General features: G+C 64.1%; 6 protein-coding genes. 4 read left to right on the top strand and 2 right to left on the bottom strand.

The features are described 5' to 3' along the window. The first annotated feature begins 109 nt into the window (after nucleotides 1-109). From FM111_RS08820 to FM111_RS08805, 4 genes are read left to right on the top strand one after another with little or no spacing between them, the layout of a single operon-like run. A complete protein-coding gene (locus tag FM111_RS08820; protein ID WP_087140592.1) occupies nucleotides 110-2,599 on the top strand; it encodes a DEAD/DEAH box helicase in 2,490 nt (829 codons plus the stop codon). Continuing rightward, the gene (locus tag FM111_RS08815; protein WP_087140591.1) at nucleotides 2,596-3,477 is read left to right on the top strand and encodes a hypothetical protein; all 882 of its coding nucleotides are present in this window, start codon (nucleotides 2,596-2,598) and stop codon (nucleotides 3,475-3,477) included. The genes FM111_RS08820 and FM111_RS08815 overlap by 4 nt, the downstream gene beginning before the upstream one ends. Further along, a complete protein-coding gene (locus FM111_RS08810; RefSeq protein WP_087140590.1) occupies nucleotides 3,470-6,721 on the top strand; it encodes a hypothetical protein in 3,252 nt (1,083 codons plus the stop codon). Before FM111_RS08815 ends, FM111_RS08810 begins: the two co-directional genes overlap by 8 nt. Continuing rightward, on the top strand, nucleotides 6,718-7,413 hold the full coding sequence (locus FM111_RS08805) for a hypothetical protein (protein ID WP_087140589.1): 696 nt from the start codon (nucleotides 6,718-6,720) through the stop codon (nucleotides 7,411-7,413). The genes FM111_RS08810 and FM111_RS08805 overlap by 4 nt, the downstream gene beginning before the upstream one ends. Here the strand turns inward: FM111_RS08805 and FM111_RS08800 are convergent. After that, on the bottom strand, nucleotides 7,410-13,763 hold the full coding sequence (locus FM111_RS08800) for an AAA domain-containing protein (protein WP_087140588.1): 6,354 nt from the start codon (nucleotides 13,761-13,763) through the stop codon (nucleotides 7,410-7,412). The genes FM111_RS08805 and FM111_RS08800 overlap by 4 nt on opposite strands. Continuing rightward, nucleotides 13,760-16,069 (bottom strand): hypothetical protein, encoded by a 2,310-nt coding sequence (locus FM111_RS08795; RefSeq protein ID WP_143276075.1) that lies wholly within the window; start codon nucleotides 16,067-16,069, stop codon nucleotides 13,760-13,762. The genes FM111_RS08800 and FM111_RS08795 overlap by 4 nt, the downstream gene beginning before the upstream one ends. Nucleotides 16,070-16,138: the final 69 nt, after the last annotated feature.

The raw sequence follows: 16,138 nt of genomic DNA, 5'->3' as shown, positions 1-16,138 counted from the left end.
CCTTCGGGGGTGAAGACGTGACAAATCCAATACTTACGGTACAAAATTGCTCGTCATCGCCTAGGGTCGCCCTCGGGCGCGTGCTGTGACGATCCCAGCCTCGCGCCATATGGACACCTGGCTTGATAAGGCGATCGCGGACACCACCGCCGCCTATCTCTGCGCGAGCGCGCCTGGCGACCGACTGGCCCTGCTTAGAGAATTGGCGCGACTTAACGGAGGCCGCGCCATGCCGCCGCCTCACGCTCCCCCTGATGATCTTGCCCCCCTGTTCCCTCGCTTCGGGATAGCCAGATCTTCAGACGGCGCCGTTCGCATTCTGGATGAAGACCTGGAGGACATCGCGCCTGGCCTGTCGGAGGCCATGCGAATTGACGCCGAACCGCGCGGCGGCATCGAGCCTGCCCCTCCAGACGCCGCCTTGTTGCGATTGACGCCCCATAGTCATTACCGCAGTCGAACTCAAAAAGCGGCTGTCCAATCCATCCTGACCATGCCCGATAGCGCCGGTCTCATGGTGTCCATGCCGACCGGCGCCGGCAAAAGCCTATTGTTCCAAGCGCCCGTCCTGTGGTGGCGCCAGACCGATCCCGGCGCCTGCGTGATCGTGATCGTTCCGACCATCGCGCTTGCAGAAGATCATCAGCGCACCTTGCAAGCCATGCCAGGCCTGGAGGCCTGCCGAGCCCTCAGCGGCTCAACCCCCTCCGACGAACGACAGGAGGTGATCGCCCGCTTCCGCAATGGCGAAGTCCCTATTCTCCTATTATCGCCCGAAGCGGCTTTCGGGGCCGCGCGCGCGGACCTTCTCCAGAGCGCTTTACCCGCCGAAGCGGCTGACAAATACGGCCAGAAAGGTCGGCTTGCGGCGGTCTTCATTGACGAAGCCCATATCATCGAGAGTTGGGGACGTAGCTTCCGACCAGACTTCCAGCGACTGCCCGCCCTGGTCAGGGAGTTCCGCGCCCGCAACCCCGCCATCAGGACCGTATTGTTGTCCGCCACGCTCACGCCCGCTGCGCGTGAGGTCCTGCGCTCCGACTACGGCGAGGGAGCCCATTGGGGAGAAATCCACGCTGAGGCGCCGCGCTACCAATTCGATCTTTCAGCCTCGACCTTCCCTGATCTGGCCTCCAGGAACGCGGCCCTTCTTCGCCTGATCGATCGGGCCCCCCGGCCTGCCGTCGTCTACACGACCAGGGTGGACCAAGCCGAAGCGCTCCATGAGCTTTTGACCGAGGAGCGCGACTACAAACGCCTAGCCCTGTTCACAGGCGCGATCTCCAATGCTCATGAGCGCAAGCGGATCGTGGAGGCCTGGGCCAAGAACGACCTTGACCTCGTGGTCGCCACTTCAGCCTTCGGCCTCGGCGTCGACAAGGCCAATGTCCGAACGGTCATCCACGCCTGTCTGCCCGAAGGAGCGCCACGTTGGTATCAGGAGGTCGGGCGCGCTTCACGCGACGGCCACCAGGGACTCGGGGTCACGCTCTGGGTGGAAAAGAGCGGCCATGGTCAGCAACGCCGTAGGGACAAGGAGGAGGATAGCTTCCAGTCCGACGAGGATGATGCGGAGTCTATGGCCGGCGGCGGATGGCTTTCTCGCGAACTCGCCGAAGGACGCTGGCTCGCACTGCTGAAGGGCGCACGTGCAGACACACGCGCCGAGTCGGGAGAACCTCGACTGATACTCCCGCTGGACGCCGCCAGAGAAGGCATGGACGCGCGCTACACCGGAGAACGCAATCGCGGTTGGAATCGCAGCCTTCTCAATCTGCTGCAGCGACAAGGCGCGCTTGTCCTTGAGGCGGACACCTTCGATGACGACACACTCCCCCTCCATTGGCGCGCCGTCATCCGTGATGCCGGCCTCCTCGCTCCCGTAGAAACCGACGCGTGGCGGTCGACCTGGGACGCCGTCTTTACCGGTCGTAACGCCGAAGTCGCCACCGCGAGGCGCGAACTGCGAGAGTTCGTTCATTTCCTGCGTCGACCTGAGCGAGAGTGTCTTCTGCTTGGCGCCTACCGCTTGATCGAACCGGACACCTTCGCCTCCGCTTGCGGTCGCTGTCCCGCCTGCCGCATTCGAGGGCGTTCCGCGCCCTCATCCCTTCGACCCCGCTCGGCGCTTTTCGCTTGGCCCTCGCTGGCCGCAGCGAGCACCGAACTGCCGAAAGGCGTCCTGCTTGTGGCGCCGGACAACGGCGCATCGGAGCAACTGCTTCACCGCCTGACCAAGGCCGGCATAGACCAGATCGTAACGACGGAGAGAGAGGCCGGGCCAGTAGCCCACGGACTTGAGAAGGCAGGGGCCAGGCTCGGCTTTGTCCAATCTGCCGAGGACTGGATCCAACGCGACGGCGTCCTGCCAGATCTCCCGACCGCCTTCCTGCCGACCAGGAACGACGCCCTGCCGGCTTGGCTGCGTGAACTCCAAAGACTGGCGGCGGAACGTCCGCATCAGACCTTCATCGTCGTGGCTGATCCCGGCCAAAGAGTGGAGGGGCGATTGCTCCAGCAGATCGCTTCGCTTCACGCGCCCTATGATGAAGACGCGCTCGATAATTTCCAGAAACAGGATCCTGGAGGCCTCTCATGAGTCTGCTTACCGACACCCAAGGCACCCCCGAACGGGTGTGGTCGGCGGTGTGCGTCACGGCGGCCGAAGGCGGCAAGATCAGCCGCGACGACCTTTGGGCCTGGCTCAATCCGGACTTCATCCAAAACGGACAGCCCCGCCAGGTCATCGGCGACGCTCACCGGCAAACGGTGGGGGCGGCCTCTAGCCTAGGCCTGCTGACCTTGGAAGCCGGCCACTATGTTCTCGATGGTCTGGTCTCGACCGACTACGCCGCCTTCGCCGACGACGTCCATGATCGACTTTGTGCATCGGGACGCGAGGACCCTAACTTCCTGATGCTCGAAACCTACGCCTGGCTCGGTCTTGCGGCGGACATTCGCGGCACGGAATGGGCCGCCGCGAGCGACTTCGCGGATCAGGTGGAGGCGGCGCTTGGAGACCCCAAGGCGGCGGAGGGCGCGCGGCGCTTCAATTCGACCAAGCAGGCTCAATGGCGGCGTTGGATGCGTCTCCTCGGCCTGGCGGTGGAGCTCCCGACGCGGCTCAGCTTCCATCCAAGCATCGCCGACCGTCTCCGCGTAGAACTGGAACGGGCGGAACTACCGGTCGGGTCTCCCCTACCGGCGACGGAGGTCATGACAGCGATCGGTCGGCGGATGCCCTATCTGGATCGCGGAACCTTGCGAGCCGACATCGCCGCGCGGTGCGGGCTGGCGAACGATCCCGCCCGCGTGTCGCGCCTCATGAGCAACGCCCTGCGAGACCTCCATGATGAGGGCGTGATCGAACTTGTCAGCCGCGGCGACGCCACCGGCTATGTCGACCTTTCACCCGATCCCTTCCATCCGGTGCAATCCGTTCTGACCATCACCCTTTCGGGGAGCCAAGATGACTGATCTCCTCACTGCGCCTTGCTGGACGAAGGCGAACGCCGACGCGGTTCTTCAGACGCAGGCTTTGGCGGCCCAGGACGCCATCTTCCTGGCGACTCACAGCCCCGTCCGGGATTTTGAGGCCTGGTCGGAAAAATTCGACCTCGGCGAACCGACGCAGGAGGGCCTGCTACAGGCCTTGTCCGCACCAGATCGGCGTCATGCCTTTTGCGTCGTCCAAGGCGAACCGGGCTCTGGAAAATCCCATCTGATCCGCTGGCTTCAGGTCAACTGGCCTGTTCAGCGGGACTTCTGCCTCTTGATTCAACGCGCCGACGGCTCGCTTGTCGGCGCGCTGAAGCAACTGAAGTCCAAGCTCCCGCCTGAACTGGGCTATCTGTTTGACGGCCTCGGACAGCAGCATGCCGCGGGCCTGGGCGGACGATCGGCTCTATTCCTGACCACCCTGGGCACCATGTTGGCCCCGGACTACTTCGACGCCCCGCCTGAAGACATCGACTGGTGCCGGCAGTTCGAGCCCGACAAGCTCATTCTCTCGGCCGCGGTTCGCGACAATTGGAACGGCCCGCGTCGCGTTCTGGAAATCATGAGCGGCGGTGCGGAACGCAACTCAGCATCGGCCACGTTCGACATCTCCGACGTCCGAGAACTCGCGACCCTTTGGGAAACCCTGGACGCGGGCGACTCGGAAAAGGCCAAGCGTCTGGGCCTCAAGTTGTCTCTGGAGAGCACCTTCATCGAAGAGGCTCTGGCCGAAGGCCGTACGCTTGATGAAATCCGCACCGAAGACGCCGACCAGATTCCCCATATTCTGCAAATGGCGGAGGCGCTGAACGCTCGGCGAAACCACGCTGTTCAAGGGGTGATCGGCGTATCCGCGGACGCGCTCAAACGCATTTTCATGGAACTACGCGCCGAACTGGCGCGGCAAGACAAGGACAAGCCCGCTTCGGAACGACGCCGCCTCGTGCTCCTTCTCGAGGACGTCACGATGTGGGAGGGCTTGGACGACAGCCTGATCGACGCCCTGGTGGCGGACGCCGAACTACGCGACGACGATGATCTCTGCCCTTTGATCTCCGTCATCGGCTTGACGACGGAGTACTTCCGCCAACTCAAATCCAACTATCAACAACGCATCACCCACTCGGTCCGCCTCGGTCTGAATGCGGAAGGAGAAGTGCGCGAAATCGCTGCGCTCGACGCCGCATCCCGCAAGAAGTTTGTCGCTCGATATCTTTCAGCCGTGCGCGCCGGCGTCGAGAATTTGCAAGCCTGGCGCGAGGACTATCGCCTCGACGCCAACCGCCCGCCGCCGAACCCCTGCTTGCAGTGCGCCCGCCTGGAGCCCTGCTTCCAGGCCTTCGGCTCGGTAGACAATGTCGGCCTCTACCCCTTCACTCCAGAAGCCGTCGACGGCTTCTACGACAATCTTAAAGCCAACGACCTGGGACAGACCCACCGTACGCCTCGCGGCATGCTGCAAGGCGTCCTGAATCCAACCCTTCTCAATCCCGGAAGGCTGGAAACGGCGTCCTATCCGGGACCGGAGATCGAGTCCCGCTATCTGGAGCGCCCCTTCCTCGACACGGCGATGCGGACCGTGCTTCGCAACCGCGTGGAGGATGAAGCGACCCGCAATCGTCTCAGCCGCGTGCTGAGCTATTGGGGCGATCGTAGGCCGACCGTCACCCAGTCGGACAATGGCGAACGCTTCGGCGACGTGCCGCGCAGCGTCCTTGAGGCCTTCGCCCTTCCATGGGTCGGCGAAGGCCAGGCGGTGTCCCAGCTAGATGCCAGTCCGGCGCCGCGTCCTCGTGAAGCGACCGAGGCGGTGCGGGCAGCCCCGACAACAACCCCTTCCCCGCTGACGCCCGCGACGCAGCGAACGCCCCGCCCTACGCCTCGCACGACCAGTGAACCGCGATCGGCCTCCAAGAAAGAACTGCAAGGCCTCCTGGAACAGATCAACGCACTGCGCGGCGATGGTGTTGTTCCCAATGCGACCATTTGGAACCGTGCGGTCTATGATGTGGTCACCCTGCTCGACCCACGCCGCATCGGCGCGGATCGCCGCACCTTGGAACAGGTCTTCACCGCCGAGAACGTCAAGATCGCCGGCACCGGACAGGTCCGCGACACCCATTTCGTCGTGCCTCGCAAGGAGTGGCTGATAGAGGGGCTGGAGGCCTATGCGCGCCTCAAGACCGACGAAGACCTCACCGGCGAGCAGGTCGAGTTCCACCGCCGCCGTTTGACGGCTCTGAGCCGCCGACTTGAACGACTTGCGACGAGGCATGTCAGGCGTCTTTTGCCCCGGCGCACGGACGGAGAACTCTGGAATCCGGCCTATGCCGCGGCTCAAGTTCTTTTGGCTCGAGCCTGGCTGCGCGGCGGCGCCTCGCCGACCGACAGCAGCGCCGCCCAGTGGAAGGCCTTGCTCAGCGACGAGGCTGAACCGACCACCGGTCCCAGCGCGCGCACTCAGCCTTGGCAGGATGCGCTGACCGCCGGCGACAAGCGTCACGACGAGATCCGCCTCGCGCTTCGCCAGATGATCAGCCTTCCGCAGGGCAACGCCGCGGGTTTCGGCCTAGCCGACGCGAGCGCTACAGCCTTCGCTCTTGCAGACTTGAGGCGCACGCTCGCCTTCGCTCCCGGCCTGCCTGCCAGTGACCGCGAACCGCCCTTTGGTTGGCAGGGCATTCGCCTCGTCGCCGACAGGATGAGCCTTAGTCTGCCGCGCATCTCCAAGGGCGAGCAAGACATGCTCCAAGATCGCGCCACGCGCTTGCTCACACTGCTTCGCGGCAAGGCGCCGCAAGATCACGACGCGCGCCTTCAGCAGATCATCGATGCCGTCTCTTCCGACCTGATCGGCAGGGCCAATACGGAGGTTCAGGCGTGGCACGTCGAGCGTCGGCGCCAGGGCCGAGTGCTGGAAGCCGGCGCCCATGAGCGTCTGATCGATCTGCTCTGGCGCCTATCGCCAGAGTATGGACAGTCGCCACCGACCGGCGCTGAAGGCCTAGCCTGGTTGATCGCTGCGCCGGCGGCCGACCTAGCGAACACGCTCGAGTTGTTCAGGTGCGGAGAAACGGCGGTGGCCGCCCTCCTTCCTCATGTTCGCGATCTCGTCGAAGAAGCTGATCGAGGCGTCAACATCGACGATATTCACGAGGCGGGTCGCGCGCTCGCCGATGCCGCGGAGGCCGCACGCCGACAACTGACGGAGGGGGCGCAATGACTGATCTTTTGGCTGAACTGGAACAACTGCATCCCCTCGTCGCTTCCGCGAAACAGAGCCTTGCCTTGGGTTCCGCCGTCGAGAAGGCGCGCAAACCGGTGGAACAGGCCCCTCGCCATGCCGCCCTGCTCGCTCATCTGGTGGCTTGCGCCAAGGAACTCGACGGCTTGTCGGACCCCGGTCTACGCCAGCGCCTGGAAGGCGCTATCGACAAGGCCGAAGATGTAGGGGGCGCGCTCGAAGCCGCTGCAACGGCGGACGAGCTCGAGGCCGTCGCCACGGACTATCCCGGCGTAGCGGCTGAGATCGTCCGGGCGCTCGACAGTTTAAGAACCCGCTGGACCCAGATCGTCGCCAGGGATTTCGCCGACCTGCCGGCCGTGGGAGAGCTCTTGCTGAAGATCTCCGGAGCAGAAACCATCGGCTCCGATCTCAAGCAGATTGGGCAACAGGCGCAAGCCTTGGCGGCGACCGACCCTCAGGCGGAACAACTCGCCGCCGCGGCAGCAGCCCTGCGGGCGCGGCGCGCCCTGACCCTCGACGCCATGCGTGCGTTTACAGGCGAGGCGGAGGTGGACGCCTTCCTTCAGGGCGTGATCCAGCAGCGCGCGACCCTCGAACTCGTAACGCCGAGGGTTCTAGCCTGGCTGAAGGACCATGGGGCCTTGGACGCCTTCCGCGTGCGAAGCTAGTCAGCTTCGCACAGGAAACGCGTCAGGAGGCTTCGGCTGGTTGAAGCCTCCATCAAGCCCTCGCTCATCAGATTGCTCGGACGTTGCACGCAGGCTTGGCATCCGTCGACGCAAAGGCGTGCGCTCAAGCGGTAGACCTGATCCGCTAGGCGGCCTTCAGCGCTCAAGCCCTCTTCCTGCACACCCTCATCCACGCCCCCATAGGCGGCGAGCAGACGACCAAGCGCCGTCTCTGGAGCGGATTCGGCGTTGCGGACTGCAGCGCTCGTAACCTCCCACGCCGACGGAATACGACCCAAACGCGTCTGAAGCGCGCGGTCGACCTCCCGCACGGCCACGGCGAGATCATAGAGATCCACGCGATCGCCTCCGATCGCCTCCACGCCGTACAGCACGCGAAGCACGGCCGCCGGCAGAGCTTCGGCGGGATCCAAGCCCAGCGGTTCGGCCAGGCCGGCGAGCGCCGCTGGATCATGAGGATCAAGGGCTCGCCAAGCGGCATGATGTTCGGGTTGGGCGAAGAGGCTGTCCAAGGCCGCATCCTCCCGGGCGTTCGGGCAATCGCCAAGGAACCCGTCACGCCAATGGCCTGCGGCGACGTCCAAGCGGGCCAGGAAGGCTCGCGTGGTTCCGTCTCCATAGCTGCCGACTTCACACAGGGTGATATCCGGGTGGTTCGCATCTGCGCCTACGCCGAACTGCAATGGCAGGACGACATGGGCGAGGATTTGCCTTTCGTCACCATGCCCGAGTTGAACGAAGCTGTCCTTCAACCGAAGCGCCAAACTGTGAAGAACAGAGCTGCGCAGCCAGCTTGCGACTTCGGCCGGTTCGTCGACCGCCCGTAAGGCGCTCGTCAAGATCGGCTTCAAACGATCGTCGCCGAAGGCTTCAGCGACCTTGGCGACGCGATCCTTCGACAACATGGGATGGCATGACAAGAGGTCCGCACGCACGTCTTCAAACAGGGCGGCGATGTCCTTCACCGTCCAGAGGAAGGCGATCCGGCGCAGCCGATCCAGATAGGCTGGTACGGCGACGGCGCTGACGATCAACTCGGCGGCTCGACGCATCTGGAACATGTTCAGGCCCAGCGCCTGGGCCCCGCTTTCGATCTTGAAACGCACCAACTGGGCGGTCACACGCTTGCGTTCCGCTGTCTCCGTCTCGAGCCGAGTCGCCTGATCCGCGACAAAGGCGTCCAGTCGCCCCGCGTGAAGGCGGAAGCGGGCGCCTTCAGTTTGCACATGATAGCCATGCAGGGTGGGACCGTGTCCGGGTTGGCTGAACACCTGAGAAACTGGGATCACGTCGCGCGGAGGTCCTGTCAGAACCAATTCCGCGTCGGCGCCCCAAAACACCCGTGCAAGCGCCAGCCCTGTGGTCTTGCCGCCGACGCCATCCCCAAGGAAGCCGTCGACACGCTCCACCCATGGTGAAAACGGCGCCGCATCAGCCGACCGCGCCGCCTCTTCATTCGGCTTGACGATGGGGAAGCCGCGCAAATGGCCATGCGATTGGTGGCCGACCTGTCGATGTTGAGGCGCGCCTGAGGAAGGCCTCAGTTGGTTGGCGTCATCCAGCGCCCAGTCCGCAACCCAGGTCGCGCCATGTATCTGCCCAAGGCGCTGCAGAGTGATCTGGCGTGGCCGCACGTAGTGAGGCGAAAGGCCGGCCAGCAAGGGCCGCGCTTCGAGCGGCAAGCGGTTCAGCCAGCCCTCGGCGGTATCGCCGAACGGCGACGGCGTTTGAGCGGCTTCATAATCCTCCGCCGCCAACCAAGGCGCCAGGCCGGCGACCGGAGGACGCCAATCCACTTCCACAGGATGATAGCGCCGCGTCGCGTTCCCAGGCGCCACAGAGGCTGCGGCGAGCGAGATGTCCTCCGGTCGAGGATCCTTTTCTCCAGAGCGCCGCACATCCAGTTGGGGCAGATTGATGGAATCGAACAGGAGATTGGGCGCCCATTCCAACGCCTGACGCAGGTCTGGAACATCCCACGCCCCGGTCTGATGCGGCAGTCGCTTCACGGCCAGGTCCCAGAAACTCGGCAGGTCGGCCGCATAGTCTTGCCACACGTCTCGACCGAAGACCTGTCGCAGCAGGGTTTCAGCTTCGGCAAAGACCCCAACAGGCGGCGAGGTCAGATCGAAGACCCCATGCCGGCGTTGGAAGCGCGCCATGGCGTCGAGGACCGTCGAGAGAATCTGCCCCCTTCGCACGAAGTAGTTGTCCGGATTCAGCGGGCTGTCGAAACCGGCGGGCTCCAACATCATCCAGGGGCGGCGGAACCACCAACTGTCCCGGCTCGAGTAGATCGACAAGGTCACCGCGGTGATCGGGCGATCGTCGGTGCCGCGCCCGCCCCGCCCTTTGCGCTGGATGAAGCTCGCCAAGTTTTGAGGGGCGTAGTGCTGATAGACCAGAGTGATGTCGGGGTCGTCATATCCGACCTCGAGCGAAGATGTCGCGAACACCACATCCGATGCCTTGATGGCGTCCTCGACCCTTCCGGTCGAAGCGGAAGTGACAGGTCGATCAATAACGGCCAAGGGCCGGCCGGGTCGTCTTTGCCCCGACGCCCCGACCTGACCGGCGTCTGTGGCGGCGAAGACCCAACATTCTCCTGTTTGGAACCGATCGCAGCCGTACGGCTCGCCGCAGCAATGGGTCGGCAGGTCTCCCGTCGCCGGATCCTCGGGGTAGAGGCGAGTCCGATAGGCCGCGAGCTTGCTCCCCTCCTCCGCGTCGGCGTAGTCGCCATGCAATCGCCGGACCTTGTCGATCGAATCCAGAAAGACGACGCTACGGAAGCCCCCGTCCTCATCCGTCCGCCGCCGCATGCCGTGCGCGAGGCACATGAGGCTTTGGATCGTGGTTGAAGCGCCGGCGACATCGGCGCCTCTCGACTCCACTTCAGGCTGGATGAAGTAGAAATACTCGCGACCACGGGGGTTCAAACGCCGCTCTTCCGGCCGCGCGGACACAGCAAGCACGTCGGAGCGCCCCGCCAGACGCCCCCAGGTCTGGGCTGGATCGCCGAGCGTGGCGCTCATGCCCACCATCAAGACAGGCGGCGCATCAGGCCGATTGACTGCAACTCGCCCCGCCAAGCGTTGGAGGGCGAGCGCCACCTGGGCCCCGTGCACATGGGAATAGAGGTGAATTTCATCGGCCATCACCGCACGCGGCGGCGCAAACGCGGAATCGTCGCCGAACAATCGGCCGGCGGCCGGATTATGCAGCCATTGGTGGAGCGAATCCGTCGTGCTGATGAACAGAGCCGGAGGCGTTTCACGCAAGCCTGTCTTGCTGCCGATCCATCCTGCGAAAGACCAATCGCAGGTCAGGCAATAGAGACGATCGGCGCCGGACGCCCCCTGTCCGCACCCGAGATGAAGATCCTTGTCGCAGTTCGGACAGCCAAACAGCGGAAACGCCAGTTCTCCGCCGCCAAACGCCCGCCAGCCTTCCTCGAGATCCCACGCCTTCAGGCTATCCAGGCGTGTCGGCGTTCCTTTGAACTGCATGCCCACCGTCAGCGTGGGAGCGCCCGGTTGGGCCGCCAGAAGCGCAGCGTAGCGGACAATACGTTGGGCCTGATTGGTGGCCAGACGGATGCGGGGATAGGCCAATAGCGCTCGAACGCCTTGAATGCCCTCCAATCGGTCGGCGGCCGCCCCCGCAATCAATGGAAGGACGGCCGCCTCGGTCTTGCCGGCTCCGGTGTCGGCCGAGACCACGACCGCGTCAGGTCCAGATCCGGCCCAGGCGCGCGTCAGGGCCTCCAAGCTTCGACGCTGGAAGCCCGCGATTGCGGCGTCCTGGCCCCATGCGTCCTGCAAACCCTTCGACAGGGCGCGCAAGGCTGCGGCGTGAGAACCGCCGACCTCAGTCGCCAGGGCGTCGAACACAGCCCCCAGGGGCTCTTCACGCACTGGCTTGTCTCGGTCACGCAACTCGATTTTCAGGCTTCGGACCAGGAAAGGCCGCTCATCCGCATCATCGCGCCGGAAGCGCTGTTTGACATAACGCACCTCGCGCGCCAGTTCCGCCATGCGACTGCGCACCCGGCCCTCGCCGGCTAGAAGCACCCATCCGCAAGCTGACAACCGCCCCAGGGCTTCCGCCACTCGCGCCCGCGGCCATTGCCCGCTGTCTGCAAGGGTGGCCGCAGACGTCCATCCCTCAAAGACGCCGAAGTTGATCCGCTTGGCTTCAAGGGTCTCAAGGGCGTTGAGCACCTCGAAGTCTGCATCAGACAAGATGGGCTCAGGCGGCGCCGGCAGGAGCTCAGCCTCCTCCTCGCCTATCCATTCGACCCGGAGCTTTGCGTCATCGCTCGTAAAGCGGATCAGATTTTCGTCGCGCAATCTGTCGAAACTGACGCGGACCACGTCGTTGCCTTGAGCGTCAACCCAGGCGAACTGGCGGCGTACGTCATCATACAGGGGCGCCTTTCGCCCACGACGAGCCTGGCTTACGACTTCCTCAGCGCGCGCTCGAACCGTTTCATAGTCAGGTTGATAGACTCTTCGCTGCGGATCCAACGGTCGAGCGACCCAGAAGGCTTCTCGTGGCCCTTGCTGCTGACGTAGATCGATCAAGCCTCGAGACTGCAGTCGCGCCAGTCCCGGTAGGACTGGCTTGCGTCCGATCCGGGCCTCCAGGGCGAAACTGGCGGCCGTGCCAAAGGCGTTGGAGAGCGCGATATCCCGGACGGCCTGAAGCAGATGCGCGTCCTCATCCAAAAGGGCGTCCGCTGGTCCAGCAGACGGCGCTTCCTTGACCGGCGGATCGACCAGTTCGGGAGCATCGGCGAAGCCGGCCAGACGAACCTGGACCTTCACCCGCTGTCCGGCGCCGTCGACGATCTCGAGTTCACGCTTCAGGTCGGCGTTGAAAACGAATTCTCGAACCAGTTCTGCCTTGTCCATCTGTTCTTGGTCGGCAGGCGCCGCTTCCAGCAGACGGCGACTGACCAACATGATCAGCTTATGACGCGCCCGGGTCACGGCAACGTTCAGACGCTCCGGCGCGAAAATGAAGTCTGCTTCAGCTAGAGCGAATTCCGGATCGGCCACGCAGTAGGAGAAGACAATGGCGTCGCGCTCCTTGCCCTGGATCCGATCGACCGTTTCAACGAAGGCGTTCGGCTTCAACGCCGTGGACAGGGCGCTTCTAATCGCTGCGTTCTGGGCGCGGTGGGGGCTGACGGCCGCCAAACGTTCGCGCCAGAGCTCCGGCGCATAGGCGCCGTCATGCAGATGCACGTCCTCCATGCGCTCCGCCAATCGCTGGATCAAACGCGCGCCTACCCAGGCCTCGAACGGATTGCTGCTGGCGGCGGACGGCCCGTCATGCACGAGGACGGCGATCGGCCAGTCCGGATCGAGCGCGAAGGCCTCCCACGCCTCAAGCCCTTCACGCCATTCGGACTTCAACGCCAAGCGCGCGTCCTTCACCGGATCCGCAGATCGATACTGGCCTGGATAGAAGGATTTCTCTGGAAACACCGTCAACGGCCCATTCAGCCGGAAGGTTTCTTCGAGCGGAAACTCAGGCACGCCCGCCGATTTCAGGAAGGCGTAAAGGGAGCCTCCGAGTTGACGGCCTTCGACGTCCACGTCTCGCCCCGAGCGGATCGGCGGAAGCTGGCGATCATCGCCGGCCACGACCACGCGCCCTCCAGGCCTCAATCCCGCCAGAGCCATCAAACCTTGGCTCAGGACCAACTGAGAAGCCTCATCTATGCAGACGAGATCAAAGACGGGCGCGACCACCCCGTCGCCCGGCGCCTTCCTATGGCTCATCAGACGGTGAAGTTGCCAAACAGAGGCGCCGACCACCACCGCCTCGGCCGACAGGTCAGCAAAAGCCGCTTCGCCTTCCTCCTTGGTCACGGAGACGCGATGCTTGACGCGATCCGAAAGACCGGCTGGCGGCGCAGCGCCGAGATAATGGGTTTCGAACGCCTCCGGCGCGAATTGGGCGACGCGAGACGCCACCCCGTCCAGGAGGTTTCCGATGGCGTTGCGCGTGAACGCGCTGACGAAAACACGAGCCGGCAAGCCTGCGCGGCGCCGCGCTAGAATGTAGCCGACAATCAACCAGGCCAGCAGATGGGTCTTGCCGGTGCCGGGGGGGCCTAGAATGAGGCCAGCCCTCGCCGGGGCGAGGCCTCGCCAGGCCGCCTCTTGGGCTTCCCTTAAAGCTGAACCGCCACCCGCCTCCAGGAGGGGGGCGGTGAACTCGGTCATCGCTTCCAGCCAGACGTCAGGATCGCTCGCGTCCCGCGCAAAGACGCCAGGTTCCGTGAGGAAACGAAGGATGTGTTCACGCACGCTCATGCCGCCTGCCCTGCCGAAAGGTGACGCAGGAAGCGCTCAGCCTTGTCCGTGTTCACATCGAAGAAGGGCCGATCGAGGTGCCATCCGTCCCTGGGGGTGGATTTGAGCAACGCCTGCATCACTGAACCTTCAAAGATGTCTTTGTCCATCACGACCTTCACGATGTGAGGCTGGGACAGATCGTCTTCGTCGGGCGTCTTGATCCTGCAATTCACCAGAGCCCACTGGGTCGCATCCAGCCGTAGGTCCGGATTGTCGTCAGTCAGAATCAATTTGAAGTCGCCTGGCCCGAGATCTGTCTCTTGGCTGGCTGGCGGCGCCCGGAACACAAGCAGCTTTTTGCGCGGCCCGTAGTTCGACACTCTCATCAGCTCCAATCCCGCCATACAACGCCCAGCATCACGGCGGCGGGCAGCGGGCTGGGCCAGTCCAACCAGGGTTTCCAAGAGGCTCGCGCGGTTCTCCAGCAGTTCGCAAGCAAGCAGGACGTCCAGGTCCGCCGCATCAAGTGGATCAAAAGTCTCATGGAAGCGGAACGGTCGTTTGGTCAGCCGCAAGAGCGGCGCGCCCCTATCCGCCGCCGCCGCGTGTTGGGCGTACAGCCAGGCGGTAGCCCCCTGCAAAGCGTCCAATCGCGCCGACACGTCGGTCTCGATGTCGTGCGCTGAGGGAGCGCCCGCCGCACCATCGCGAAGCCCGCGAATGACGTCGATCGACAAGAGCGATGAGAAGGGTCGTTCAAAGCCCCGACTAGGATGATAGGGCGTCGCAGCGCCCTGGTCGGCCAAGGCTTGGCTGACCTGACGCAGATCATAGGCCACAGCGACCGGCAGGGCGTAGAGCTGTTCAATCACGCTGCGCAATGCGGTGGCGGGCAGATGGTGAGCCCCCTTGAACTCGGGCTCGGGAACCACGTCGTCCGGCGGGAAGAGGCGCACGAGATGCAGCAGCCCGCTGCGGACCCGCGGGTCATCCAGGTGGCGCCCCAGCGCCTTCTGAAGATTGAGCGCTTCAGACGGCTCATAGAAGAAGATGTGGGCGTACTTCAGCGCCGCCTCGTCTTCAACCTCCTGAGCCTTGCGATTGTCCTGGTCCACCCCCGCCAGATCGCTGATCAACCGCCCCATCACGAAGATGAGGGCGTCCGCCTCATCCTGCAGTGAGGCGCTCTGCGGCACGCTGACGGCGGCGCTTAAGGTTTGTCCGTCCTCGACGCGACGGTAGCCCACGGCGGCGATCCGATCATCGACGGGATCGTAGTCGAGCGAGAGGAACAACCTCACGTCAGCGCGTGGCGGCATGAGAAAGCTATGCTCTTCATCAGTCCGCAGAATGGCGCCTTGGGCCAGGGCTTGTGCGCGGGCGGTCAGACGAGGGGCGTTACGCGTCAGCGACCATCCCGCGCCCGGCGCCTTCGCCAAGCCGTGAGCCTTGGCCAGGCCGCCGACAGTCGTAACGCCGAGCTGGGCCAGAACGCGTTTCGATTCATGGGTCACGCCGGGGACGGCGGACACGTCACGCGCGGCGCCAAGCACGGGGGCTATCGCTTGTTCGCAGTGCTCAAGAAACGCGCACTGTTCGCATTTGAAATAGAGGTGGAAGAAGGTCTGGTCGAAGCCGCCCGCTCCGATCCCCTTTTTCGCGATCCCAGGCAATTTCAGACGGCAAAAGTCGTCGACCTGCCGCAGATAGGGACGCAGAGCGAAGACCTCCGCCTGAGCGCGGTCCCCGTCCGCCGTGCCGTCATTAGGGATGCGCCATACCTCCCCCTCCCGGTCCAATACGACGTGCCGGGTAAGGTCGATTTCAGCCAGACGCTCCTCGAGAACCCTTACATAGAAAGCGATCTGATTCTTGTGGAAAGCCGTCGCGCGCCGTGTGGCCTTGATATCGATGACCGTGAACTGAACCCGGCCGTCAGGCAGGATTGTCCGGCGCACTAGGTCCGCGATGTTGCGGTTCAGGTCGAGGCCGGTCCCTTGAAGAAAACTCGGCGTGCGGGCCGGTTTCAGGTTCACTTGTGCGGCATAGGTCTCTGCACGTTCGCCCCGCAGAAACGCCAAGGTCAAACGTTCGGAGAGCACCTTGTCGCCCGGCGACGGTTGTAAAACCGAGGTCTCGGCCGCAAGACGGCGTACAACCCGATCTTCGAACTCATTGCCGAGTTTGGCCCAAGCGGCTTCTCGGACATCCTTCAGCACCGGCACCGCAGCGAGTTCGGTGTCGCTGGACAATTCGTACCGGACCTTGCGTTCGCAACCGTATTGGAACCACGACTTAACCGTGGACGCACTGAAACTTTTCAAGACCTTGACGGCTCCTCCGCCCCCCACGGGCGCCAAGGTGGAGGCTGTCCTGCGCCGCTTCAGCGGTCA

Origin of the sequence: Brevundimonas diminuta 3F5N (assembly GCF_900163625.1) — a bacterium.
Lineage (GTDB): Bacteria > Pseudomonadota > Alphaproteobacteria > Caulobacterales > Caulobacteraceae > Brevundimonas > Brevundimonas diminuta_A.
Note: the sequence above shows the minus strand (reverse complement) of the source record. Positions and strands in the feature narration are given on the sequence as shown.

What these genes read in the sequence shown, in the direction of transcription:
- FM111_RS08820 (WP_087140592.1), top strand. Translation starts at nt 110, where the DNA reads ATGGACACCTGGCTTGATAAGGCGATCGCGGACACCACCGCCGCCTAT.
- FM111_RS08815 (WP_087140591.1), top strand. Translation starts at nt 2,596, where the DNA reads ATGAGTCTGCTTACCGACACCCAAGGCACCCCCGAACGGGTGTGGTCG.
- FM111_RS08810 (WP_087140590.1), top strand. Translation starts at nt 3,470, where the DNA reads ATGACTGATCTCCTCACTGCGCCTTGCTGGACGAAGGCGAACGCCGAC.
- FM111_RS08805 (WP_087140589.1), top strand. Translation starts at nt 6,718, where the DNA reads ATGACTGATCTTTTGGCTGAACTGGAACAACTGCATCCCCTCGTCGCT.
- FM111_RS08800 (WP_087140588.1), bottom strand. Translation starts at nt 13,763, where the DNA reads ATGAGCGTGCGTGAACACATCCTTCGTTTCCTCACGGAACCTGGCGTC.